Source organism: Limnochorda sp. LNt, assembly GCF_035593265.1.
Lineage (GTDB): Bacteria > Bacillota > Limnochordia > Limnochordales > Geochordaceae > Geochorda > Geochorda subterranea.
Genome location: NZ_CP141614.1, coordinates 2,473,930 through 2,496,433, shown reverse-complemented (window position 1 = coordinate 2,496,433; position 22,504 = coordinate 2,473,930). Strand labels below are relative to the sequence as shown.

Here is a 22,504-nt window from a genome sequence, read left to right as displayed (position 1 = left end):
CCTCACCTCCAGGGACCGGCTGGCGCGCCGACCATCGCGGCCGCCGCCAGGTCGGTAGCCTGGCGCCGGAAGAAGGCCCGCAGGGCCGGGTAGACGTCGGACTTCTCCCGGATGGTGACCCTGACGAAGCGGGGATGGTCGATCTTGCCGTAGACCGACATGAGGGTGCTGTCGGTGGCGTACCGGCTGTTGACGATCTCCCCGTAGCCGACGGCCGAGCAGCAGGCCAGCAGCTCCTGCACCAGCTTGACGCAGCGCGCGTTGTCGGAGGGGAAGTTGTCGCCGTCGGAGAAGTGGAACGCGTAGATGTTGTACTGGTCCGGCGGGTAGCGTTGTTGAATGAGCGACAGGGCCAGCTCGTAGGCCGAGGAGCACTTGGTGCCGCCGCTCTCTCCCTTGGTGAAGAACTCCTGCTCGCTCACCTCGCGGGCTCGGGTGTCGTGGGCGATGAAGGCGATCTGCACCTGCCGGTAGCGGGTCCTCAGGAACCGCACCATCCAGAAGTAGAAGCTCCGCGCGATGTACTTCTCGAAGGTGCCCATCGAGCCCGACGTGTCCATCATGGCCAGCACCACGGCGGCGGCCTGCATCTCCAGGGCCTCGTCCCAGGTCTTGAAGCGCAGGTCCTCGGGCGTGATGGGATGGAAGGCGGGACGGCCCCGCAGGGCGTTGCGGCGGAACGCCTCCATCAGGGTGCGGCGCTTGTCGAGGTTGGCCATGGCGCCGTGTCGCCGCACGTCGTTGAACTCGTGGCCCGTCGAGACCAGCTCGGGCTTGCGCTTCTGCTGCAGATTGGGAAGTCCCAGGTCCTCGAAGATCATCTCGGCCAGCTCGTCGACCGACAGCTCGGCCTCGTAGTAGTCGATCCCGGGCTGGTCGCCGGCGCCCGGCCCCCGCCCCGGGGCCGAGCCGCCGGTCTCCCGGGCCACGACGTCGCCCGGGCGCTCGTCGCCGCTGCCCTGGCCGACGTGGCGCTGCTTGCCGGGATCGAAGCGGAAGCGGTACTCCTCCAGCGTCCGGATGGGCACCTTGACGACCTTCTTGCCGTCGGAGAGGATGATGCTCTCCTCCGCCACGAGGTCGGCCAGGTTGCGGCGGATGGCCTCCTTCACCTTCTGCTGGTGACGGGCCTGGTCCAGCCGGCCCTTGGGGTGCAGGGACCAATCCTCACGACTGATGACGAAGCCAGCTTCGCGCATCGCCGGACTCCCCCTCGGCGCCACGCGGGCCGTGGCGTCAGCGGTTGAGCAAGCTGCCCGCGTAGCGCACCAGCTCGTTGGCGCACACCTCGCAGTAGCCGTGCTCGTCGACGAGGCGGCGCACCACTTCGTTGAGCTTCTTGATCTGGTCGGGATCGGGGGTCTTGGTGCTGGTGGTGATGCGCACGACGTCCTTCATGTCGGCGAAGAGCTTCTTCTCGATGGCCTCGCGCAGACGCTCGTGCGAGCGGTAGTCGAAGGTCTTGCCGCGGCGCGCGTAGGTGGAGATGCGGATCAGGATCTCCTCACGGAAGGCCTTCTTGGCGTTCTCCGAGACCCCGATCTGCTCCTCGATGGAGCGCATCAGGCGCTCGTCGGGCTCCACCTCCTCCCCCGTCACCGGATCCTTCAGCTTCTGCCAGTGGCAGTAGGCCTCCACGTTGTCCAGGTAGTTGTCGAAGAGGGTGCGGGCGGCCTCCTCGTAGGAGTAGACGAAGGCCTTCTGCACCTCCTTCTTGGCGGTCTCGTCGTACTCCCGCCGGGCGATGGCGATGAAGGAGAGCAGCCGCTCCTTCACCTCGTCGGTGATGGAGGGGTGGGAGTCCAGCCCCTCCTTGAGCGCCCTGAGCACATCCAACGGGCCGATGCAGCGGGTGCCCTTGGTGACGAGGGCGCTGGAGATCCGGTTGATGACGTAGCGGGGGTCGACGCCGCTCATGCCCTCGTTGGAGTGCTCAGCCCTCAGCTCCTCCACGTCCTTGGGCTTGAACTCCTCGACCTCCTCGCCGTCGTACAGCTTCATCTTCTTGACCAGGTCCATGCCCTGCTTCTTGGACTCCTTGAGCCGGGAGAGCACGGAGAACATGGAGGCGACCCGCAGCGCGTGCGGCGCCACGTGCACGTCGCGGATGACGTCGCTTTGGCGGATCAGCTTCTCGTAGATGCGCACCTCGTCGCTGACCCGGAGGTTATACGGGATGGGCATGACGATGATGCGGGAGTGGAGGGCCTCGTTGCGCTTGTTGGCGATGAAGGCCCGGTACTCTTCCTCGTTGGTGTGGGCGACGATGACCTCGTCGGCGGAGATGAGCGCGAAGCGGCCCGCCTTGAAGTTGCCCTCCTGGGAGAGGCTCAAGAGGTGCCAGAGGAACTTCTGGTCTACCTTGAGCATCTCCTGGAACTCCATCAGCCCCCGGTTGGCGATGTTGAGCTCCCCGTCGAACCGGTACGCCCTCGGATCGGACTCGGAGCCGTACTGGGCAATGGTGGAGAAGTCGATGCTGCCGGTCAGCTCGGAGATGTCCTGGCTCTTGGGGTCCGACGGCGTGAAGGTACCGATGCCGATCCGCCGCTCCTCGGAGAAGACGACCCGCTCCACGGGCACCTCCTCCACCCGCCCGCCGTACTCCTCCTGCACCATCAGCTGGCACTGGGGGCACAGGGTGCCCTCGATCCGGACCCCGAGCTCCCGCTCCGCCTCGGGGCGCAGGGGGGCCGGGATGAGGTGGAGGGGCTCCTCGTGCATGGGGCAACCCTTGATGCCGTACAGAGCGCCCTCGTCGGTACGGGTGTAGGCCTCGAGGCCCCGCTTGAGCATGGTCACGATGGTGGACTTGCCCCCGCTGACAGGGCCCATCAGCAGCAGGATGCGCTTGCGCACGTCGAGGCGGCGCGCTGCGGCGTGGAAGTACTCCTCGACCAGGCGCTGCAGGGCCCGGTCGAGCCCGAAGAGCTCCCGCTCGAAGAAGCGGTAGCGCTTGACGCCGTTGACCTCCTCCACGCCGTGGGAGACGATCATGTTGTAGACGCGGGCATGGGCCGATTGCGCCACCCGCGGGTTGGCCTTGACGATTCGCAGGTAGTCCGCGAAGGTGCCCTCCCAATGGAGGGCCAGCTCCTGCTGACGGTATCGCTCCAGCTCCTGGAGGATCTTCACCACTCGCTCACCCTCCTCTGTCGGGATCCGATGCACCCGGGTCCGGATGCCGACCCTGAGGCCGGAGTCTCTCGAGGGGCCGTGTGCCGGCATGCGCGCCGGCGATTGTATGGGGATGCATGAAGATGCAAAAAGAGTCGCACGTCAAGAGAGCGGTCGGGTCTCGTGCGCGCGACTCGGTGAAGCCGATGAGGCGATCTCTGGCGTCGGGCTTTCTCTTGTAAGGTTCGAGGCAGGCGAACCCGAGACGGCCCGCAGACGAGGCACCAGCCGAGGTGGCTGGTGCTCACATTATAGGCCATCGCCGCCTCGCCTGCCAGGGGTTGCACGAATGTATGCAAGGCGCACGGCGGTTTCGTTGCCGTGCCCCGGTGGCCCCCCCTATAATGGGGAGGACGAAGGCGCGGCCCCCGACGGGGCGCGCCGGCACAGGGGAGCATGAGCCAGAGGTGCGTCGCAGGGTTTGGGTGGGGCTGGCCGGTGTCGCCGTCGCGGCCGCGCTCGGCTACTCGATCCTGATGGCCATCGATGCCGCAGGGGCCTACTACCTGACCATCCCCGAGGCGCAGGCGCAGGCCGCCGCCATGCAAGGGCGCCCGGTGCGCGTCCAGGGCGTGGTGCAGGGCGGCTCCATCGAGTGGGAGATGGCGCGCCTGGCGCTCTCCTTCGCCATCCACGACGAGTCCGATCCGACGAGATCCCTGCAGGTGCGTTACCAGGGCACCCGCCCCGACGGGCTGGAGGACGGCCGCACGGTCATCGTGGAGGGGCGCCTGAGCCCCGACGGGCGTGCGGTGGAGGCCAGCACGCTGATGGTGCAGTGCCCCTCCCGGTACGAGGTGGACGTCTCCAAGCTGTGAAGGGTGACGGGGAGAGCATGCCAGGGCGTCTGCGGGCCATCGTGATTGTGGTCGCGATCCTGCTCGCGCCCGGCGGCGTGGCCGCGGCCGGGCCGTCGGGCGCGGGGTCGGGGGAGCCCGACGTCGCCGTCTCGCTGGAGCACCTGGTCGTCACGCCGGGTGGCTCGCCCTCGGATACGCTGGAGGTGCTCGACGTCCTGCGGCTGCACCCGGCGTCGCTCCAAGCCGGGTCGGGGCGCTTCTCGGTGCCGCTGCCGCCGGGCTACGAGGGGCTGCGCGTGCTGGCCGGCTTCCGGGAGGGGACGGTCCAGGCCGGCCCCGACCACGTGCAGGGCGAGGTCGCCTGGGACGCCGCCGAGACGGCCGAGGGGGGCCCGTCGGCCACCGTGGCGGTGGCCTACCGGGTGCCGGTGGCCTCCCTGCCGCATCCTTGGGCCCTGAGCCGCCCGTTCGCGGTGGAGGCCCTCTTCTTGATGATGCACGCCGACCTCGAGACATCCGTGGCAGGCGCGCAGGAGACAGGGTCGGTCCAGCTGGAGGGCGAGACCTACCGGGGGTTCGTGCGACAAGGGCTGCCGGCGGGCGAGCCGGTGCTGCTGGCGGTGCGGATGCGGCCGGGCCCGGCCGGCGCGGCGTGGCCCTGGTGGGCCTGGGCCGGCCTCGCTGCGGGGCTGGCCGGCCTGGCGGGTCTGGTGGCGTGGCGTTGGCGGGCGGGGAGCCGCCTGCGGGCTCGCCGCCGGATGGTCGAGGCTCTGCTGACCCTCGACGCCGAGCACGCGGCGGGCTACCTGGAGACGGAGCGCTACCAGGCCTTGCGACGCCAGTTGATGGAGCGGCTGGCCGACGAGGGCCGACCCGCCTCCTCGGGGCCGGCGGCGGCCCCATCGGCCCCGGGCGGTGCGGAGCGGCCGTGATCCAGGCCGAGGGTGTCGTCAAGTCGTTCGGTGGGCGGCCGGTGCTCGCCGGCCTGGATCTGACGGTGGAGTCCGGTGAGGCCGTGGCGCTCTTCGGGCCCAACGGCGCCGGCAAGAGCACGCTGGTGCGGGCGCTGGCCGGCTTGATCCGCATCGACCGCGGGCGCATCCTCATCGCGGGGGTGCCCGTCGACCGCACCAGCCCCGAGCTGCGCCGCCGCATCGGCCTCCTGGCGCACCAGGGCTTCCTCTACGACAACTTGAGCGCCGAGGAGAACCTCCACTTCTGGGCCCGCCTCTACGGCGTGCCCGACCGTGGGGCCCGCATCCAGTCCCTGCTGCGGCGGGTCGGCCTGTGGGCCTTCGCCTCGGATCCCGTTCGCACCTATTCCCGGGGAATGATCCAGCGTCTGGCCCTGGCGCGCGTGCTGTTGCACGAACCGGAGCTCTACCTGCTGGACGAGCCCTTCACGGGCCTGGACCGCGCGGGGGTGCGCCTCTTGCGGGAGATCCTGGCGGAGCTGGTGGCGGCGCGCCGGACGGTGGTGGTGGTCTCGCACCGGCCCGACGAGGTGGTCGGCATCTGCCAGCGGTTCTGCGTGTTGACGTCGGGCCGCATCCGTCACGAGCTGCGCCCGCCCGAGGTGGACCGGGCCGTCGACGGGGCCGCCCTGGTGCGCTCGCTGGAGGAGCTGGTGGAGCAGGCCAGCGCCCCGGACGTCGGAGGACGGGTGCGCCCATGACCTTCTGGAGCCGTGTCTACGCCATCTTCTGGAAGGATCTGCGGGCGGAGCTGCGCAGCCGCGAGACCGCCGGCACGACCGTGGTCTTCGCCTTGCTGGCGGTGCTCACGTTCAGCTTCGCCTTCGACCCGGCGGCTGGCCAGGCCCGGATGGTGGTGCCGGGGGTGCTGTGGGTCACCGTCTTCTTCGCCGGCATGCTGGGCCTGGGGAGGTCGATGGCCACGGAGCGAGTTGCCGACGCCTTCTCGGGGCTCCTGGCTTCGCCCGCCGAGCCCGAGGAGGTGTACGCGGGCAAGTTCCTCGCCAACCTGCTCTTCACCGGAGCCGTCGAGCTGGTGGAGGTGCCGGTGCTGATGGCCCTTTTCCGGGCGAGCGTGGCGGGCCCGGTGCCCTGGCTGGTGGCGGTGCTGGCCCTGGGCACCGTGGGCTACGTGGCCGTCGGCACGTTGCTGGCGGCGGTGGCCGCCAGCGCACGCGCCAGCGAGCTGCTGCTGCCGTTGTTGCTCCTGCCGGTGGCCATCCCGGTGGCCATCGGCGCGGTCGAGGCCACCGCCGCCCTGATGGCCGGTGAGGCCCCCGCGGAGTGGATGCGGTGGGTGCGACTGCTGGCGGTCTACGACGTCGTGATGCTGGCCCTGCCGCAGCTGCTGTTTCGATTCCTGCTGGAAGCCTGAGGAGGATGGGGTGAGCCGCGTGCCGACCGAGTCCAAGGGGCGTCGCCAGGGGCTCTTCGTCGTCACGGCCGCCGTCATGGCGGTGGCCCTCTACCTGGTGCTGGTGTGGGTGCCCAACGAGCGCACCATGGGCGTCGTCTCCCGCATCTTCTACTTCCACGTCGCCTCCGCCTGGAATGCCTTCCTGGCCTTCTTCGTGGTGCTGGTGGCCAGTGTGGCCTACCTGTGGAGGCGGCAGATGGCCTGGGACACCCTGGCCGGCGCATCGGCCGAGGTGGGCGTGCTGTTCACCTCCATCGCCCTGCTGACGGGGATCTTCTGGGCCCGGCCCGTCTGGAACGTCTGGTGGACGTGGGACCCGCGGCTGACCACCACGCTGGTGCTGTGGTTCTTGTACGTGGGGTACCTGGTCTTGCGCTCGGCCATCCCGGGCGAGGAGCGGCGGGGTCGGTTGGCCGCCGTCTTCGGCATCGTCGCCTTCGTCGACGTGCCCATCGTCTTCCTGTCGATCCGCTGGTGGCGCACCATCCACCCGCAGGTGCTGGCGCCGGGCGACATCCGCATCGCCCCCGAGATGCTGCTGACGTTGCTGGTGAGCGTGGCGGCGTTTACGCTGCTGTACGCGCTGTTGTGCAGCCTGGCCTACGCCACGGGGCAGACACGGGCCGAGTTGGAGCGTCTCAAGTCCCGCCTGCGGGTGGGTTGAGGGAGGGGAGGGATGGTCGTGCTGTTCTTCCAGGTAGCCTACGTGCTGCTCTGGATCTTCCTGCTGGGGTACGTCTTCTACCTCGGGCAGCGCCAGCACCGGCTGGAGCAGGAGCTGGGGCGGCTGCGGGAGGAGCTCGGAGGCCGCTGAGCCATCTCGGACCCCGCCCGAGACGATGCATACTAAGCCCATGAGTGCCGTCCCCCCGCGGTGGTTGCGGGCGCTGGCCCTGCTGGCCCTGGTCGGCGTCGTGTCGTTGGCCTTGTGGGGCATCGGGTTGGCACTGCAGGGTGCCGCCGCCCGGTTGGTGCCCGAGCCACAGCCCCGCCAGCCTCAACATGCGTACGTGGTGCGGGAGATGGAGAGCGGGAGGTATCTCTTCTACACCGAGCTGCAGCTGCGGCCGGGCGACCTCTTCATCGATGCCGCCGACCAGGTCTACCGGATCGAACGGGTCGGCTTCGACACCGCCTGGGCCCGTCACCTGGGTCCCCGAGGGCAGGTGCCGGAGGTCGAGCGCCGCGGCGCTCAGGCCGTCTCGCCCTGAGGTGCCTGGGCGAAGCCCGTGTAGGCCCGGATGCCCAGCCTCGGGTCGTACTCGCTCCAGCCGTCGCCGTCCCCGCCGCCCGAGCCCGCGCGCTCGTACAGACGCCGCACCTGATTGAGCTTGGCGCTGGCGTCGTCGGCCAGGTAGACGATCCAGGCGTTCATGGTGCGGGGGAGCACCGGCGCTCCGTGCTCCAACAGCCCGTGGTGGCTGAGGATGCAGTGCAGGAGCTCCTCCAGCAGCCCCTCGGGGAAGCCCGGCACCTGACGTGCGCGCTCCTCCACCCAGCGCGCCCCCAAGAAGACGTGCCCCAACAGCTCCCCCGGCCGGGTGTACGCGAAGCCGTGACCCTGCTGCTCGAACTCCTGAAGCTTGCCGATGTCGTGCAGCAGCACCGCGGCCGTCACCAGGTCGGGGTCGGTGTACTCCGGGTGCAACGCACAGAGCGCACGCGCCACATCCACCATCTCCAGCACGTGTTCCAGGAGCCCGCCCAGGTAGGCGTGGTGCACCTCCTTGGCCGCCGATGCACGGGTGAAGGCCTCCCGGGCCTCGCCCTGGGGGCCCAGCGCCAGCCTCAGCAGGTGCTGGAGATAGGGGTTTTGAACGCCGTCGATGACGGAGTCGAGGCGCTCGAGCAGCTCGCGCACGGGAAAGCGCGACACCGGCAGGAAGTCGTGGAGGTCGACGCGGTCCTGGGCGGTGGCCACGCGCAGCTTGTGCACCCGGATCTGCAGACGCCCGCGGAACTCCTCCACCGTGCCCATGACCTTGACGATGTCGCCGTTGTCGAAAGCCTCGTACAGCTGCACGGCATTGTCCCAGGCCAGGGCCGGCAGCCACCCCGTGCGATCCCCCAGCCGCAGGCGCAGGTAGCGGCGCTGGTTGTCCGAGGTCGTGGCCAGCACCTTGTCCTGGGCGGCGAAGAAGTCCAGGATGGCGTCACCGCGCCGCAGCGAGCCGATCCACTGCTGCTTGGCCATCGGTCCCCTCCTGCGCAGAGCCTACGGCGGGGCCCGACGTCTGTCAACGCCAGGATCGGCCACCCTCGCAGCGAAGTGCTCCCCCTGGAGTCGAACGGGGAAGCTCGGGAGGCACGACGGCATGGCAGCCAACGCCCTATTCCGTCCGCGCCGTGAGTCGATCATCTTCGGCGTCTGCGCCGGTCTGGGGCGCTACTTCGATGTGGATCCGGTGCTGATCCGGCTCCTCTTCGTCCTGCTCGCCTTCGCGGGCGGCTTCGGCATCGTCGCCTACGTCGTGCTGGCCATCGTCATGCCCTCGGAGCGCTCGGTGGGCCGCGAGAGCCGGGAGGTGCTCCACGAGAACGTGCAGGAGATCCGGGAGGCCGCCACCATGGCAGGACAGGAGCTGAGCGAGACGCTGCGGCTCGGGCGGGCCGGTGGGCGTCGCCGCCACCTGTTGGGGATGGTCCTGGTGGTGCTGGGCGGGCTCCTGCTCATGGCCCAGCTTGGGCTCTTCTGGTGGGTGCGCTGGGAGCTGCTCTGGCCGCTGTTGCTGATGGGACTCGGGATGCTACTCCTGCTGCGCCGGCCCGGGCGACCCTGAGAGGACCGGCTCGGGCAGCGGGGTGCCAGATAACCAGAGGAGGCGGTGCGCGTGGATCCCCTGGCGATGGTGCCACAAGTCGTCCTCATGGGCCCAGGGCCTTCCCTGGTCCATCCCGCCACCCTTCGGGCGATGGCCGCGCCGACACTGGGCCACCTGGACCCGAGGTTCCTGGCCATCATGGATGAGACCGTGGCTCGCCTGCGCGAGGTCTTCGAGACCGCCAACCGGTTGACGCTCCCCGTCTCGGGCACCGGTACCGCCGGCATGGAGACGGCGCTGGCCAACGTGGTGGAGCCCGGCGACCGGGTGGTCGTCGTGGTGGCTGGCTACTTCGGCCAGCGCATGGTGGAGATGGCCCGGCGGCTGGGCGCCGAGGTGGACGTCGTCGAGGTGGCATGGGGGCACGCCGCCGACGTGGAGGCGGTGGCGGCGGCGCTGCGCCGAGGGCGCGCGCCCAAGGCCCTGGCCGTGGTCCATGCGGAGACGTCGACGGGCGTGCTGCAGCCGCTGCGCGAGATCGCGGCGCAGGCCCACGAGGTCGGGGCCCTGGTGGTGGTGGACGCCGTCACCTCCCTGGGCGGCGTGCCCGTGGAGGTGGACGCCACCGGCCTCGACGTCTGCTACTCCGGCAGCCAGAAGTGCCTCAGCTGTCCGCCGGGCCTGGCGCCGGTGACGGTCTCGCCGCGAGCGCTGGAGACCATGGAGCGCCGCCGTCATGACGTCTACTCCTGGTACCTGGACCTGCGTCTGGTGGCCCGGTATTGGGGCCAGGAGCGCTTCTACCACCATACGGCGCCCGTCAACATGGTCTACGCCCTCCGCCAGGCGCTGGAGCTGATCCGCGAGGAGGGCCTGGTGGCTCGCTTCGAGCGGCACCGTCAGGTGGCCCGGGCGCTGTGGGCCGGCCTCGAGGCGATGGGGCTACGATTGGCGGTCGGGGAGCCGGGGCTTCGCATCCCGAGCCTGACGACGGTCTGGGTGCCGGAGGGCGTCGAAGATGCCCCGATCCGCCAGACCCTGCTGCACGAGCACGGCATCGAGATCGGCGGGGGCCTGGGCCCGTGGAAGGGGCGGGTCTGGCGCATCGGCACCATGGGCGAGTCGGCCCGGTTGCGCTATGTCATCCAGTTGCTGGCTGCCCTCGGCGCCTCGCTCCGCAGGGCGGGCGTCCGCGTCGACGTCGGTGCCGCCCTGGCGGCGGCCGGGTCGGTCGGGCAAGCGGCGACTTGACGCCGCGTGGCCGTCCCCATACAATAGGGGCGCTGTGGCGCGCTCGTAGCTCAGGGGATAGAGCGTCGGCCTGCGGAGCCGAAGGCCGGGAGTTCAAATCTCCCCGAGCGCACCACCCTTTTTTGTTGCCATCGGCTCCTTGCCGAGCAGGCTGGACCGGGGGTGCCAGGAGGCCATCGCATCCGCTCGACCCGATCAGCGGCCCGTGCCCGACCGGCTGCCCGAGGACCGCGGCCGTCTCGAGGAGCTGGGCATCCACGCCGAGCCCTTCACCGAGCAAGATCGGATCGTCATCCGGCGGCAGATGGGGCACCGGCCTCGGCTGGCGCTGGGCGTCGTCCGTCGGTGCCGCTACGGCTACCCGCAGGTGCTCGTCTTCGCGCCCCTCCTCGTCGGCCCGTCGCGCATCTCGCCCAACAGCACCCTCTGCTGGCTCTCGTGCCCGCTGTTGGTGCGGGAGGTGGACCGCATCGAGAAGGAGGGCGAGATCGAGCGCTTCGAGCACCTGGTGAGCGTCGACGAGACGCTGCGCGAGGCGGTCGCCGATGCTCACCGGACCACGGCCCGCATCCGGATGGAGCTGGTGCCCGAGGAGTGGCGCACTCGCCTCTCCGCCGAGCGCCCACGGGAGCACTGGATCCTGGCGGATACCGGCATCTCGGGCATCACCCGCCCTGAGCACGTCAAGTGCCTGCATGCCCACCTGGCCGACTTCCTGGCCCGGGGTCGCAACCCCATCGGCGAGGAGGTCGCTCGCCGCTTCGAGTCCGAGGGGATCCCCGTGGAGGGCACCGAGACCTGCTGGCGCTTCTGCACGCCCGAGGGTGCCAGCGAGACCCTTCGCGCCGAGGGCGACGCGCCTCCCGCCGTCGAGGAGAGCTGAGGCACGAGAGGAAATTCGTGGGCTTGTGTCGAAGCACGTCATCCCTGCAGCGTGCCCGGGGTGCGGGGTGACGGGCGGGGGTGTGGCAGGTGCCTTGGGCCGCCTACCTGGGACTGGGGTTGCTGGGGGTGGCGGGCGCCGGTTACGTCTGGAGCTGGCGGCAGGTCTACCTCCAGCGCCGACGGCTTCGTTTCGTCACCCACCGTCAGCAGCAGCGCCTGCAGTGGTGGCGCACGGCCTTCCTCGTGGCCGCGCTGGGCACGTTGGCGGGTGCGATGGCCGCCTTCGTCTCGGGCCTTCTCCTCGCGTGAGCAGGCATCGCGGCGGCGAGCCCGGCGCATGATCCGCGTGAGCGGAGCGGCATGACCTGGTGCCAGCCGACACGAGGAGGGGCCGCCGTGGCGAGGGATCCGGTCTGTGGCCGGGAGGTCGACCCATCCGACTGCCCGTTGCGGGCCATCTACGCAGGTCAGGCCTTCTACTTCTGCTCTCCCGCCTGCAAGGACGCCTTCGACCGGCACGCTCACCGTTACGCATGCGGCGACGAGGTGTACGGCCCTTCGTCGCTGGGCGGCTGCCCCGAGGGCGGCTGGCCGGTCTCACGCCGATAGCCAGCGCCAGACGGCGGATGCCCGCAGGGCCACGCCGTAGACGCCCGCCTGTACGGCTAGTCCCGTCAGCAGGGCGGTGGCCTCGACCAGCCATCCGGGAGCCGTGACTCCTGCCCCCAGCAGGGCCAGTACCGCCGCGGCCACCGTGCGGGATGACGCGGCGGCGGCAGCGGCCCCGACCAGGGGTACCACGAAGTCGGCGGCTCGCAACGCGGTGCCGATCTCCCGCATCGCGCCCCACTGGTTGACGGCGTAGGCGACGGCGTATCCGACCACGGTCGCCAAGGCGGCTCCCCGGATGCCCAGGTGCGGCTGCGCGACCCAGACCCAGATGAGGCCCGTCTCGATGGCCAGCCCCACCAGATGGCTGCGCACCGGGATCTCGGGGCGCCCCAGCCCCCGGAGCACCCCGACCAGCGTCTGCCCCAGGTAGACGAAGGGGGCGCCCAGGGCGCAGATGACCAGCAGCGTGGCGGCCGACTCCTCGCCGTAGAGCACCCGTGTCCACAGCTCCGGCAAACCCAGGAAAGCCGCCCCTGCCGGCAGGGCGAAGAGCACCGTCGTGGCCATGGCCTTGTCGCTGTAGGCGCGGGCGGCGGCCCGGTCGCCTCGCGCCAGCGCCGCCGAGATGGACGGCACCAGCGTCGTCATGAGGGCGAGGCTGAGCATGTTGGGCATCAGCACCAGGGGCAGCGCCACGCCGCGCAGCAGCCCCACCTGTGCCGCCGCATCGGAGGCGGTGAGGCCGGCTTGCTGCAGCCGGTTGGGCAGCAGCAGGGTGGCCAGGCTGCCCCCCACCGACGAGAGGATCCGGCCCGTCGTCACGGGCAGGGCGAGGTGCACGATGGAGCTCGGCCACCAGTGGCGCTGTTGCCTGTCGGGCGCCGTCGGGCCGGGCGCCTGCCCGGCGGCTCGGCGCCAGCGCCGCCAGAGCCGTTCGAGCGCGATGGCCAGCACCAGCAGCCCCACGGCCTCCCCCAGGACCGAGGCCATGGCCAGGCCCCGTGCCACCCAGGCGGGATCGGCATCCTGACGACTCAGGCGGGTCACCAGCAGCAGGGCCGAGGCGGACAGGGTCACCTGCTCGGCCAGCAGCGACGAGGCGGGGACCCCCATGCGGCGGCTGCTCTCGAAGACGGCCCGGGCTCCTGCCGCCAGGCAGGCCAGCGGCAGCGCGGGGGCCATGATCTGGATGAGGGAGGCAGCCCGGGGCTCGCCGCCCACCTGGTTTACCAGCCACGGCGCCGTCCAGTCCAGGACCGCCCCGATGCCGAGGCTGGTGAGGCTCAGGAGGGCGAAGCCTTGCAAGGCGACCCGGCGAGAGGTGGCGGCGCCCTGCGGGACGTCGGGGCGCTGCTCCGCCAGGAGCTTGGCCATGGCGTACGGCACGCCGGCGGTGGCGACGGTGAAGGCCGTGGAGTACAATGGCCAGGCCAGCCGAAACAGGCCGATGGCCTCGGGCCCTGCGAGCCGCATGACGGCGGCCGAGTAGATGAAGCCGATGGCCCGGCTGGCCAGGCTGGCCAGGGAGAGCTGGGCAGCCCCCCACCCGAAACGACCCGGCCGGAGCGCCGGCAGGCCGGTCGCAGCCAGCTGGCGGAGACGTCGCAGCATGTCCACGGGGCCATGCCTATGCGGGGGATCCTGCGGATATGTCGAAGCTACGGTGGCGGTGATGGTGGGTGGAGACGCAGCTGGACCTCCTGATCGTCAGCAACGGCCACGGGGAGGACGCCATCGCCTCCCGGCTGGCCACCGCCCTGGCCGATCGGCGGCCATCGGCCCGCATGGCCGCCTTTCCGCTGGTCGGCCCCGGAGAGGCCTACGACCGGGCCGGGATCCCTACCGTCTTTCGGTCCCGTCCCATGCCCTCCGGAGGCTTCGGGTGGCAGGATCCCCGCGCCTTCGCGCGGGATGTGGCGGCAGGGTTCCTGTCGCTGACCGCCAGCCAGATGGACGCCCTGCGCCGGCTGCAAGGCCGGGTCGGGGCGCTGTTGCTGGTGGGCGACATCTACCCGGTGCTGATGACGCTGCCCTACCGGGTGCCCAAGGCCTTCGTGGCCACGGCCCGTTCGGACTACATCGCCCCCCACCTGGCGGTCGAGCGTCGCATCCTGGCGAGGGCGTGCCGGGTTGTCTTCGCCCGTGACGAGCTGACGGCCCGGAGCCTGGCGCGCCACGGGGTACCGGCCGTCAGCTTCGGCAACGTCATGATGGACATGCTGACCCCCGAGGGGCTCGACCTGGGCCTGCGGGATGGGGCTCCCATCGTGGGCGTGCTGCCGGGCAGCCGCCGTGACTGGTGCGACAACCTGCTGGCCATCGCCGACGTGCTGCGCCGGGTCGTGGCCCGTCGCCCGCTGGTGCAGGCGGTGGCGGCGCTGGCCGGGCCGTTGCCCGACCCGAGTCGGCTCGCCCGCCGTGGCGGCTGGAGCCGGCCGGGGAGCCGGAGCGGGCGGCAGGCCTCGACGGCTGGCTGGCGGACGGCGAGGGAGGGTGGCGGATGGGGTTGACACGCAGGGGCTTCGCCGACGTGCTGGCGCGTGCCGACGTGGTGGTGGGGCTGGCGGGCACCGCCAACGAGCAGGCGGCGGGCCTCGGCCGGGTGGTGGTGGCCTTCCCTCGCTCCGGCGTGCAGTATACCCGCCGCTTCGCCCTCCGGCAGAAGCGGCTGCTGGGCGACGCCCTGGTGCTGGTGGAGGGGCCCGAGCAGGCCGCGCAGGAGGTCGCGAGGCTGCTGGACGCCCCCGACGAGCGCCGGCGCCGTGGGGAGACGGGGCGGGAGCGCATGGGGCCGCCCGGCGCCACGCAGCGCATCGTCGCGATGCTGGATCGGGTGCTGGGGCTGTGCCCGGACTGCCCTAAGGCGGAGTGAGATCCAGGGGCCGGACGTGCGCCGCGGTGAGGCTCACGCTCCGGCCCCGCCGCTCGAGACGGCCGGTGACGATCAGCGCCGGGCGGGTGAAGATCAGGTGGCCCCAGCGCTGGTAGACGGGTTCGAAGAGGGTCACGTCCAGGAGTCCCTCCTCGTCCTCGAGCGTCAGGAAGACCACCGTCCGGCCGCTGCGGGTCGGCGGGCGATGCGGACGGATGGAGAGCCCCGCGACCTGCACCCACGCGCCCCGGGGACGGCGACGCGCCTGCTGGGTGGTGAGCACGCCGCGTCGGGTCAGCGACGGGCGCAGTGACGCCAGCAGGTGCTTGTCGGGGGAGAATCCCATCGCGTAGAGCTCCAGGGCCAGCTTCTCGAAGGGTGAGAAGTCCTCCAGCAGCGGGGCCGGGTGGCCGGACCCTCCCGCGTCGGCCGACAGGCCCAGGTCCGCCTGCCTCCGCAGCGCCTCGTCGGGGGTCGCCGCTCGACGCTCCCGCTCCATGCGCGCCCTCTGCAGGATCGCGGGCAGCGCCCACAACAGGGCGCGGCGGTTGGGGTGCAGCCCATCGAGGGCGCCGGCCATGATCAGCGACTCGAGGCCGTCGCGCTCCAGCTCCACCCGCCGGCAGAGATCGGCCAGCGACCGGTAGGGTCCGCCCCGGGCACGCTCGTCGAGCAGGAGACGAGCGCCGGCCTCCCCGAGCCCCCGCAGCACCTTGAGGGGCACCCGGATGGCGGGCGCCCCGGTCGGCTCCAGGCGCTCCACCTGGTAGTCCGCCTCGCTGCGGTTGACGTCGGGTCCGAGCACGGTGACGCCGCGACAGCGCGCCGCCGTCACCAGGGTGTGCGGCGGGTAGAAGCCCATGGGCTGGTTGTTGAGCAGCGCCGCGTAGAACTCGGCGGGGTGGTGGCGCAACAGGTAGGCGGTCTTGTAGGCGGTGGTGGCGAAGGCCGCGGCGTGGGCCTCGCAAAACCCGTAGCCGGCGTAGGCCACGATGTAGGAGAAGATGGTCCGGGCCAGAGCCGGCTCGACGCCTCGTGCCAGGGCCCGCTCCACGAAGAGCTGCCCGATGGCCTCCATCTCCTGCTGCGAACGAAAGTGGGTCATGGCCCGACGCAGGCGATCCGCCTCGCCCGGCGTGAAGCCCGCGATGGCCGTGGCGATCTCGATGACCTGCTCTTGAAAGAGGACGACGCCGTAGGTCTTGGCGAGGATCCGCTCCAGGACGGGGTGGAGGTGCGGCACGGGCTCGAGGCCCTTGCGTCGAGCGATGAAGGGCTCCACCATGTTGCCCTTGATGGGGCCGGGCCGGATGAGGGCCACGCTGGCCACGATGTCCTCGATGTGGCGCGCACCCAGACGGCCCTGCAGGGCTCGCTGCGCCGGGCTCTCCAGCTGGAAGACGCCGACGGTCTCGCCTTCGGCCAGCATCCGGTAGGTCTCGGCGTCGTCGAGGGGGATGCGCTCGTAGGAGAAGGCCTCTCCCTCGGACGGCCCGCCGCCATCCGAGGGGGCCGCCTGCCCCTGGCGGATGAGGCGGACCGCGTCGTCGACCGCGCCCAGCATCCTCAGGCTCAGCAGATCGAGCTTGATGAAGCCCACGGCCTCCACGTCGTCCTTGTCGAACTGGGCCACCGTCATGCCCTTGGCCGCCAGCTGAAGGGGCACGACCTGCGTGATGGGGGGCGCGCTGAGGATGAGGCCGCCCAGGTGGGTCCCCAGGTGGCGGGGAAAGCCTGCCACCGCCTCGGCCAGATCGAAGAGGAGCTCGTAGCGGTGACCAGCCGCACCGGCAACGGGCTGCAGCAGCTCGCTTCGCCGCAGCTCGGGCAGCGAGGCGGCAGCCCGTCGGATGGCGTCGGCGGGGATATGGGGGAAGCGCTTGGCCAGCGCGTCGATCTCCGGCTCGGGGTAGCCCAGGACCTTGCCCATCTCCCTCAGCGCCGACCGGGCCTGGAAGGTGTTGTAGGTGGCGACGGAGGCGACGTGCTCGGGGCCGTAGCGCCGGTAGACGTAGGCGGCCACCTCGTCGCGGTGGCGTGCGTCGAAGTCGAGGTCGATGTCGGGCCTCTGCGCGCGCTCCAGGCTGAGGAAGCGCTCGAAGAGCAGGCCGCGGCCGATGGCGTCCACGTCCGTCAGGGAGAGGACGTAGGCCACGGCCGAGTCGGCTGCCGAGCCGCGCCCGGCCGTGCGGATGCCCCGCTGGCGGGCGAACTGCACGATGTCGTGGGCCACCAGGAAGTAGTCCGCGACGCCCAGGGCCTCGATGATGGCCAGCTCGTGATCCAGCCGATCCCGGATGGCCGGCGTGACGCGGCCGTAGCGGGCCTGCGCCCCCTCGTAGACCAGCCGGCGCAAGAGCTGCGTGGCGGTTTGGCCCGCAGGCACGTCGGGATAGGCGGGGAAGAGACTCTCCCCCAGGGGCAGCACGTCATCCTCGCACATGCGGGCGATGCGCGCGGCGTTGTGCAGCGCCTCGGGCATCTCGGCGAAGAGGGCGGCCATCTCCTGCGCGGACTTGAGATACTGCTCGGCGTTGAGGGGGCGCTCGGGGTGCACCTGCTCCAGGGTCGTGCGGGTGCGCACGCAGGTCAGGGCGTCGTGCACGGGAAAGTCGGCCTTGCGGGCGTAATGGACGTCGTTGGTGGCGACCACCGGCACCCCCGCCTCCCTCGCCAGCTCCGCCAGGCGGTGGACCAGCCACCGGCTGTGGGGCCATCCCAGATCCTGGAGCTCGACGAACAGGTGCTCCCCGAAGACGTCACGGTAGCGGGCCAGGGCTCGTCGGGCCTCGTCCACCTGGCCGCGGAAGATGCGGCTGGCCAGCTCGCCCCGACGGCATCCCGTCAGGGCGACGAGGCCACGGGCATGGCGGGCGATGGTCTCCCAGCGAGCCTGCGGGTGGCGGCGCGGGGCGTGCAGGTGGGCGTCGGTCACGATCTGGCAGAGGTTGGCATACCCCGTGCGGTCCCGGGCCAGGAGGACCAGGTGATGGCCGCCCTGCAGCGTCAGCTCGACCCCCACGATGGGCTTGATGCCCAGGGTCCGTGCTCGCTGGGTGAATCGGACGACGCCGCTCAGCGTGTCGTGGTCGGTGATGGCCAGCGCCTCCATGCCCAGGTCACGGGCGCGCTGGAGCAGGGCGTCGATGGAGCTGGCGCCGTCCAGGAAGGAGAAGGGAGTGTGCACGTGCAGGTGGACGAAGTCCGCCGCCATGGCCCGGTCCTGCCGGCTCGCTCGGGTCAATCCAGGACGCGCTCGACGGTCCAGCGGCCCGTAGCCGCATCGCAGCTCAGCTCGTAGATGCCGCCCTCGGTCAGCACCCGCACGACCCGCCGCTCGGCCTCGCCGTCCCACCAGCGGCCTGCCTCGCGCCACTCGGCCAGGCACTCCAGCACGCGCAGGCGCCGATGGCCCCACACGATGGACGCCCCCGTACCTCCGCCGCTCCCGCCGGGCTCGAGGGTGCCCACCACCTCCACGGGCTGCTCGATGCGCCGGCTCACGGCAACCCCGCCCCCTGCTCGATGAGGCTGAGCATGGACTCCCGGCGGCTGAGAGGGCGCTCGGAGGCGGGCCTCACGGCGCCCGGCCCTACCCGTTGGGTGACCGCCTGCAGGGCCCGGTGCAACCGGCTCTGCCGGGAGGCGACGCTCAAGCGGGGCAACAGGGGCACCGGCTGGGGTCGGGCGGGCCGGATGGGAGCGGCTACGAGCTCCAGGCGGTGGGGGCGGGCGCCGCTCGCCTGCCAGGGCTCGGCTTGCCGGCGGAGCCGATCGAGCAGGTGGAGGGCCACGATCTCCCAGGAACCGGCGCCCTGGCGATCCTCGCCCAACCGGATCGTCTCGACCAGGGTCATCGCCGGAGGGCGCAGCCAGAGGCGCATCGCCAGCGCCTGGGCCACCTGCGTGCGCGCCTGCAGCTCGGCGTGAAGGGCGCGGGCCCACTGGCGCACCCGGAGGGCCAGGCCGTCACCCTGCTCCCACGTGAGGGCCTCGCCCTCCAGATCGGAGACCCGGCTCAGGGATGGCGGCGGATAGGCGGCCAGCACCTCCCTGGAGTCGATCCCCCGGCTCTTCTGCCAGATCTGCCAGCCGATGGGGCCGAACCGCTCCATCAGCGCCTCACCGGGCAGGGCGGCGACGGCCCCCACGGTCTTGAAGCCGAGCCGGATGAGCTCGTCACGGATGGGATCGGGGCAGAGCCAGAGGTGGCGGAGCGGGAGGCCCTCGAGGAAGGCGCGGGCCTCGTCGGGGCGGATGACGCGTACGACGACGCCTCCCGCCCGCAGACGCCCGGCCGCCGCATGGCGGTGCAGGTGCTCGGCCTGCTCCAGCGCGGCTGCCTTGGCCATCAGGCGGGTGGGCCCCGCTCCCAGCACCCAGACGGCGGGCAGCGCCTGCTCGACGACGGAGGCCAGCGCCTCCGGAGCGGTGGCGTCGGCAGGCCCGACGAAGGCGCCGTATGGCGGATCGGGCTCCACGAGGCAACCGGCACGCACCAGCGCATCCCAGACCGTCGCCAGGTGCGCCTGGATGTGCGCATCCGGGCAGACCCGCACCTCCAGGCCCGGACAGGCCAGATGAGCCTGGCGCAGGGAGGTGCCGGACCGCACCCCCCATCGCGTCGCCTCCCATGAGCAGTCGGCGACGGTCTCCTCCTCTGGAGCGGCCAGGATGGCGAGGGGCCGCCTCGCGACCGATGGATCGGACCGTTGCACGATGTCGGCGGCCAGATGGGGAGCGTACAGATAGGCCACCGGGGTCATGGGTCGGCCTCCCGAGGCGAAACATATGTTCGGTACCGGGGCCATTGTACCACGAATACATGTTCGCCATCAAGGGGCGGGAGCGCGAATCATTCGCAGGAATCGCCGCCAGTTGGAGAGAATACTGTCTGACACATCCAACGGGCCGGCGACATCGGTCGACCACCATTCCGGCCCATCTTGTCGAAACCCTTGACCACGGGGGGCATCGGGGCGAGTTCGAAGCGTCGCTTCGAGCCGCGCCGCAACGGGCAATGCTCAAGGCCAAGCGAGAGGCGATCTTCCGATTCAGTCGATTGCCGTTGAAGAATCCGGCCAGCCTCTACTTCCTCCAGCACCTGCTGGAGGCGCCGGGGCTGCTCGAGCGGATCAGCTTCGTCTCGGAGCGCGACTTCCTGCCCAACACCGTCCTCATCGCCGAGGACGGCAGCCCCGAGGCGGGTTTCGAACTCGAGCTGGGCGCCCACCAGCGCGAGGAGGTCAGCATCGTCAACGGGCGACTCGTGCGCCAGCTCCACCGCACCTGCGCCCTCCACGTCCACGACCCCATCCAGGCCATCGAAGCCCTGCAGCACCTGCGCGGGCGCCTCTACGCGGTCTTCTCCTTCGCCTCGGAGGTGCCGCCCTGGTACCGGGCGGTGCTGGAGCCCAACCCTGCCATGCCGGTCAAGGGCGAGCAACGTCGCCGCGTCGAGGCCGCGCTGGCGGAGATCGTCCGGGAGCAGGTGGATCTGTTGCTGCTCGCCATCACGCTCCGCCAGGAGATCGAGGAGCAGCTGCGCCGCCGGGACCGGGAGGGCTTCCTGCGGACCGCGCCCCTTTACAACGCCGTGCGGCAGCGCTGCCTCTGGGACGTCTGAGCCAAGGGCCTCGCCCGACGGCTGCCCTGCCTGCGGCATCCTGTCGCACCCGGGAGGATCGCCGGGCCACCGGGGCGAAAGCTCGGCGCGTTGAAGCCAAAATCCGTCGCCTTCCGAGAGGACTGACAGGATGGGTTCCGCGCCGACCCCACGGGGCGTGCGGCCCGCCGGCCGGAGGCGGAGCACCCCTGGAGCCGCTCAGCCCGGCCGGGCCATCGGAGCAGCGGTGGTGGAGCTGCTCAAGACGGTGGCGGGTGCCGCGATCCTGGCTCTGCTCATCATGACGTTCGTGGCCCGGGCGTTTACCGTCGAGGGCAATTCCATGCTGCCCACCTTGCACGACGGCGAGCGCCTGATGGTCGACAAGCTGACGTACCGCTTCCACGAGCCGCAGCGCGGCGACATCGTGGTCTTCCGCTACCCGCTGGACCCTCGCGAGCACTACATCAAGCGCATCGTCGGGGTGCCGGGCGACGAGGTGGCGGTGCGCAACGGGCGGGTCTTCGTCAACGGCACGCCCCTCGACGAGAGCTACCTGGCGAGCCCCACCCTGGGTCGCTTCGGGCCGGTGCGGGTGCCCGAGGGGCACTACTTCGTCCTGGGTGACAACCGCAACAACAGCGAGGACAGCCGCGACCCACGGCTCGGTTTCATCCCGCGGGAGCTGATCGAGGGGCGCGCCATCTGGCGATACTGGCCCCTGGCCCGCATGAGCGTCATCGCCAGGCCGTCCGTCTTCAGCCGCCTCCCCGCGCCCGCGGCGGGAGCCCAGGCGGCACCCGCCGTGCCCTGAGGCCCGGGCGGCTCACTTGCGCCCGGGCCTCTCCCCGTCCAGGGGCGGCAGCAGCAGCTCCTGGCCCGCCACCAGCCGGTGCGGATCGGAGAGGCCGTTGGCCTGCGCGATGAGGGTGTAGGCGGTGGGATCGCCGTAGAAGCGCTGGGCGATGAGCCACAACGTATCGCCCCGCTGCACCCGGTAGCGCTCCATCGTCGGCACGCCGGCGGCCGCCGGGGGCGCTGGGGCGTCGGAGGTGGGAGTGGCCGGCGTCGTCGGGGGTGGGGCGCCCTCGACGGGGCGTGACGCGATGGTGGGCATGGCCGGCGTGGCCGGGCCGCCGCCGATCACCTCGTCGCCCGCGGGGCCCCGGGTGACGCGCCGGAACCGGGCGCCGGGGCCGGCGACGACCGGCGATACCGCTTCCCGCATCCAAGGGGCGGGTCGCCCCGTGACGTAGGGCCAGGCCTGCTCCAGGCCCCAGCGTGCCAGCATGGCGCCCACGAAGACCAGCACCAGCACCGTCACGCCCTGCAGCACCCGGGCGACGCGCTGCCACCGAGGGGCCAGCGCGGGCCGACCGGTCGCCCTTGGTGGCGGCGGCGAGCCGCGACCTGCGCCGCCCGGCTCGTGGGCCAGGTGCCCCGCTGCCAGGCGGCGGCCGCTGCCTCCCGGACGCCGGGCGGTGTTGCCGCTTGGGCCGGCTCGAAGAGGGCCAGGCGCTGCAGCTCCGTGGCGCCCATGAGCCGGCAGGAGGGCGTCTCCCAGAGCCAGAAGCCGCCCAACCGCTCCAGCGCCTCTCCGTGCCATCCCCACCAGGCGTGCTGCCCCGAGTCGGGGTCGTAGACCAGCGCGACCTGCCACGCCGCCCCGAAGTGGGTCTGCTGCACGAAGGTCTCGTAGGGCGACAGGTGCGGGGGCTCGCCAGGGCGCGCATGAAACCACCCGATGACCTCCCGCCCCTCGAAGGCCGAGGAGGCGGCCGATCTCAGCGCCTTCCACGCGCGGGGCGTCAGCTTGACCGAGCGTCCGGCCGACTCCACCTCGGGCGCCTCGATGCAGCCGTCGATGAGGACGAACCGCCGGCCCCGAGGGTTGCGCAAGGCCCTTCCCATCAGGAAGCCAGCTGCCCCATCCGCGCCGGCCCGGCGAGCGGCCCCCTCGATGAACTCCATGACCCGCCGCGCCACGTAGACGCGAGGAAGCGCCTCGTCGGGGGCCTCCTGGCCGATGAGACGGGCGCGCTCGGCGGAGGGCTCTTCGGCGCTGGGGGCCATCCCGGCTCCGGCGGGGTTCACCAGGGGGCTGTCCGGCCGATCCGCCACCGCGTGTCGCCTCCCCGTGGGCAGCATT

At 71.5% G+C, this 22,504-nt stretch carries 25 protein-coding genes and 1 tRNA gene; 17 read left to right on the top strand and 9 right to left on the bottom strand.

All coding sequences use genetic code 11. The annotated features are described in order from the left end of the window. Positions 1–2: 2 nt before the first annotated feature. A complete protein-coding gene (gene yhbH, locus VLY81_RS11885) occupies positions 3–1,199 on the bottom strand; it encodes a sporulation protein YhbH (protein WP_324668409.1) in 1,197 nt (398 codons plus the stop codon). A 37-nt stretch (positions 1,200–1,236) separates the two neighbouring features. Continuing rightward, positions 1,237–3,135, bottom strand: a complete 1,899-nt coding sequence (locus tag VLY81_RS11880; RefSeq protein WP_324668408.1) for a PrkA family serine protein kinase — start codon at positions 3,133–3,135, stop codon at positions 1,237–1,239. Between the two features lie 449 nt (positions 3,136–3,584). Here VLY81_RS11880 and VLY81_RS11875 point away from each other — a divergent pair, with 449 nt between their 5' ends. Genes VLY81_RS11875 through VLY81_RS11845 form a run of 7 tightly spaced genes read left to right on the top strand, consistent with a single transcriptional unit; the run spans position 3,585 to position 7,579 of the window. Then, positions 3,585–3,995 carry a cytochrome c maturation protein CcmE gene (locus tag VLY81_RS11875; protein ID WP_324668407.1) on the top strand — a complete coding sequence of 137 codons (411 nt, stop codon included), beginning with the start codon at positions 3,585–3,587 and terminating at the stop codon, positions 3,993–3,995. 41 nt (positions 3,996–4,036) lie between these two features. After that, positions 4,037–4,909 (top strand): hypothetical protein, encoded by an 873-nt coding sequence (locus tag VLY81_RS11870; RefSeq protein WP_324668406.1) that lies wholly within the window; start codon positions 4,037–4,039, stop codon positions 4,907–4,909. Next, the gene (gene ccmA, locus VLY81_RS11865) at positions 4,906–5,652 is read left to right on the top strand and encodes a heme ABC exporter ATP-binding protein CcmA (RefSeq protein WP_324668405.1); all 747 of its coding nucleotides are present in this window, start codon (positions 4,906–4,908) and stop codon (positions 5,650–5,652) included. Before VLY81_RS11870 ends, ccmA begins: the two co-directional genes overlap by 4 nt. Next, entirely contained in the window at positions 5,649–6,326 is a 678-nt protein-coding gene (locus VLY81_RS11860; RefSeq protein ID WP_324668404.1) for a heme exporter protein CcmB, read from the top strand. The genes ccmA and VLY81_RS11860 overlap by 4 nt, the downstream gene beginning before the upstream one ends. A gap of 10 nt (positions 6,327–6,336) precedes the next feature. After that, positions 6,337–7,032, top strand: coding sequence for a cytochrome c biogenesis protein CcsA (gene ccsA, locus VLY81_RS11855; protein WP_324668403.1), 696 nt, complete (start codon positions 6,337–6,339; stop codon positions 7,030–7,032). A 12-nt stretch (positions 7,033–7,044) separates the two neighbouring features. Next, positions 7,045–7,182: a CcmD family protein gene (locus VLY81_RS11850; RefSeq protein WP_324668402.1), complete on the top strand. Its 138-nt coding sequence runs from the start codon at positions 7,045–7,047 to the stop codon at positions 7,180–7,182. 40 nt (positions 7,183–7,222) lie between these two features. After that, positions 7,223–7,579: a hypothetical protein gene (locus VLY81_RS11845; protein WP_324668401.1), complete on the top strand. Its 357-nt coding sequence runs from the start codon at positions 7,223–7,225 to the stop codon at positions 7,577–7,579. On the opposite strand, the gene VLY81_RS11840 is transcribed toward VLY81_RS11845, so the two are convergent. Further along, positions 7,561–8,562: a 3'-5' exoribonuclease YhaM family protein gene (locus VLY81_RS11840; protein ID WP_324668400.1), complete on the bottom strand. Its 1,002-nt coding sequence runs from the start codon at positions 8,560–8,562 to the stop codon at positions 7,561–7,563. The genes VLY81_RS11845 and VLY81_RS11840 overlap by 19 nt on opposite strands. A 121-nt stretch (positions 8,563–8,683) precedes the next feature. Here VLY81_RS11840 and VLY81_RS11835 point away from each other — a divergent pair, with 121 nt between their 5' ends. From VLY81_RS11835 to VLY81_RS11810, 6 genes are all read left to right on the top strand, one after another. Beyond that, positions 8,684–9,148 carry a PspC domain-containing protein gene (locus VLY81_RS11835; RefSeq protein ID WP_324668399.1) on the top strand — a complete coding sequence of 155 codons (465 nt, stop codon included), beginning with the start codon at positions 8,684–8,686 and terminating at the stop codon, positions 9,146–9,148. 51 nt (positions 9,149–9,199) lie between these two features. Continuing rightward, positions 9,200–10,381, top strand: a complete 1,182-nt coding sequence (locus VLY81_RS11830; RefSeq protein ID WP_324668398.1) for a pyridoxal-phosphate-dependent aminotransferase family protein — start codon at positions 9,200–9,202, stop codon at positions 10,379–10,381. A gap of 39 nt (positions 10,382–10,420) precedes the next feature. Beyond that, positions 10,421–10,496 (top strand) — tRNA-Arg (locus VLY81_RS11825). Positions 10,497–10,520: 24 nt separating this feature from the next. Continuing rightward, positions 10,521–11,264, top strand: a complete 744-nt coding sequence (locus VLY81_RS11820; RefSeq protein WP_324668397.1) for a DUF501 domain-containing protein — start codon at positions 10,521–10,523, stop codon at positions 11,262–11,264. An 80-nt stretch (positions 11,265–11,344) separates the two neighbouring features. Then, entirely contained in the window at positions 11,345–11,575 is a 231-nt protein-coding gene (locus VLY81_RS11815) for a hypothetical protein (RefSeq protein ID WP_324668395.1), read from the top strand. Positions 11,576–11,662: 87 nt separating this feature from the next. Then, positions 11,663–11,875 carry a YHS domain-containing protein gene (locus VLY81_RS11810; protein ID WP_324668394.1) on the top strand — a complete coding sequence of 71 codons (213 nt, stop codon included), beginning with the start codon at positions 11,663–11,665 and terminating at the stop codon, positions 11,873–11,875. Here the strand turns inward: VLY81_RS11810 and VLY81_RS11805 are convergent. Beyond that, a complete protein-coding gene (locus VLY81_RS11805) occupies positions 11,864–13,489 on the bottom strand; it encodes an oligosaccharide flippase family protein (RefSeq protein WP_324668393.1) in 1,626 nt (541 codons plus the stop codon). The two genes, VLY81_RS11810 and VLY81_RS11805, sit on opposite strands and share 12 nt — an antisense overlap. A 68-nt stretch (positions 13,490–13,557) precedes the next feature. Here VLY81_RS11805 and VLY81_RS11800 point away from each other — a divergent pair, with 68 nt between their 5' ends. Both VLY81_RS11800 and VLY81_RS11795 read left to right on the top strand, forming a co-directional pair. Beyond that, complete coding sequence (locus VLY81_RS11800) at positions 13,558–14,388, top strand: hypothetical protein (protein ID WP_324668392.1); 831 nt, start codon at positions 13,558–13,560, stop codon at positions 14,386–14,388. Then, complete coding sequence (locus VLY81_RS11795) at positions 14,379–14,750, top strand: hypothetical protein (RefSeq protein WP_324668391.1); 372 nt, start codon at positions 14,379–14,381, stop codon at positions 14,748–14,750. The genes VLY81_RS11800 and VLY81_RS11795 overlap by 10 nt, the downstream gene beginning before the upstream one ends. Here the strand turns inward: VLY81_RS11795 and VLY81_RS11790 are convergent. The 3 genes from VLY81_RS11790 to VLY81_RS11780 are packed head-to-tail and all read right to left on the bottom strand — an operon-like array spanning position 14,737 to position 19,516. Then, positions 14,737–17,964, bottom strand: a complete 3,228-nt coding sequence (locus VLY81_RS11790) for a DNA polymerase III subunit alpha (protein ID WP_324668390.1) — start codon at positions 17,962–17,964, stop codon at positions 14,737–14,739. The genes VLY81_RS11795 and VLY81_RS11790 overlap by 14 nt on opposite strands. A 26-nt stretch (positions 17,965–17,990) precedes the next feature. Next, complete coding sequence (locus tag VLY81_RS11785; RefSeq protein ID WP_324668389.1) at positions 17,991–18,254, bottom strand: DUF6504 family protein; 264 nt, start codon at positions 18,252–18,254, stop codon at positions 17,991–17,993. Continuing rightward, positions 18,251–19,516 carry a Y-family DNA polymerase gene (locus VLY81_RS11780; RefSeq protein ID WP_324668387.1) on the bottom strand — a complete coding sequence of 422 codons (1,266 nt, stop codon included), beginning with the start codon at positions 19,514–19,516 and terminating at the stop codon, positions 18,251–18,253. Before VLY81_RS11780 ends, VLY81_RS11785 begins: the two co-directional genes overlap by 4 nt. 302 nt (positions 19,517–19,818) lie before the next feature. Between VLY81_RS11780 and VLY81_RS11775 the strand changes: the two genes are divergently transcribed. Further along, complete coding sequence (locus VLY81_RS11775) at positions 19,819–20,376, top strand: YpiB family protein (protein WP_324668385.1); 558 nt, start codon at positions 19,819–19,821, stop codon at positions 20,374–20,376. A gap of 130 nt (positions 20,377–20,506) precedes the next feature. Next, positions 20,507–21,169, top strand: coding sequence for a signal peptidase I (gene lepB / locus VLY81_RS11770; protein ID WP_324668384.1), 663 nt, complete (start codon positions 20,507–20,509; stop codon positions 21,167–21,169). A 12-nt stretch (positions 21,170–21,181) separates the two neighbouring features. On the opposite strand, the gene VLY81_RS11765 is transcribed toward lepB, so the two are convergent. Both VLY81_RS11765 and VLY81_RS11760 read right to left on the bottom strand, forming a co-directional pair. Further along, positions 21,182–21,691: a LysM peptidoglycan-binding domain-containing protein gene (locus VLY81_RS11765; protein WP_324668383.1), complete on the bottom strand. Its 510-nt coding sequence runs from the start codon at positions 21,689–21,691 to the stop codon at positions 21,182–21,184. Continuing rightward, positions 21,676–22,476 (bottom strand): hypothetical protein, encoded by an 801-nt coding sequence (locus VLY81_RS11760; protein ID WP_324668382.1) that lies wholly within the window; start codon positions 22,474–22,476, stop codon positions 21,676–21,678. The genes VLY81_RS11765 and VLY81_RS11760 overlap by 16 nt, the downstream gene beginning before the upstream one ends. Positions 22,477–22,504 lie beyond the last annotated feature (28 nt).

What these genes read in the sequence shown, in the direction of transcription:
- VLY81_RS11805 (WP_324668393.1), bottom strand. Translation starts at nt 13,489, where the DNA reads ATGCTGCGACGTCTCCGCCAGCTGGCTGCGACCGGCCTGCCGGCGCTC.
- VLY81_RS11835 (WP_324668399.1), top strand. Translation starts at nt 8,684, where the DNA reads ATGGCAGCCAACGCCCTATTCCGTCCGCGCCGTGAGTCGATCATCTTC.
- VLY81_RS11790 (WP_324668390.1), bottom strand. Translation starts at nt 17,964, where the DNA reads ATGGCGGCGGACTTCGTCCACCTGCACGTGCACACTCCCTTCTCCTTC.
- VLY81_RS11780 (WP_324668387.1), bottom strand. Translation starts at nt 19,516, where the DNA reads ATGACCCCGGTGGCCTATCTGTACGCTCCCCATCTGGCCGCCGACATC.
- VLY81_RS11860 (WP_324668404.1), top strand. Translation starts at nt 5,649, where the DNA reads ATGACCTTCTGGAGCCGTGTCTACGCCATCTTCTGGAAGGATCTGCGG.
- lepB (WP_324668384.1), top strand. Translation starts at nt 20,507, where the DNA reads ATGGGTTCCGCGCCGACCCCACGGGGCGTGCGGCCCGCCGGCCGGAGG.
- VLY81_RS11850 (WP_324668402.1), top strand. Translation starts at nt 7,045, where the DNA reads ATGGTCGTGCTGTTCTTCCAGGTAGCCTACGTGCTGCTCTGGATCTTC.
- VLY81_RS11795 (WP_324668391.1), top strand. Translation starts at nt 14,379, where the DNA reads ATGGGGTTGACACGCAGGGGCTTCGCCGACGTGCTGGCGCGTGCCGAC.
- VLY81_RS11840 (WP_324668400.1), bottom strand. Translation starts at nt 8,562, where the DNA reads ATGGCCAAGCAGCAGTGGATCGGCTCGCTGCGGCGCGGTGACGCCATC.
- yhbH (WP_324668409.1), bottom strand. Translation starts at nt 1,199, where the DNA reads ATGCGCGAAGCTGGCTTCGTCATCAGTCGTGAGGATTGGTCCCTGCAC.
- VLY81_RS11845 (WP_324668401.1), top strand. Translation starts at nt 7,223, where the DNA reads ATGAGTGCCGTCCCCCCGCGGTGGTTGCGGGCGCTGGCCCTGCTGGCC.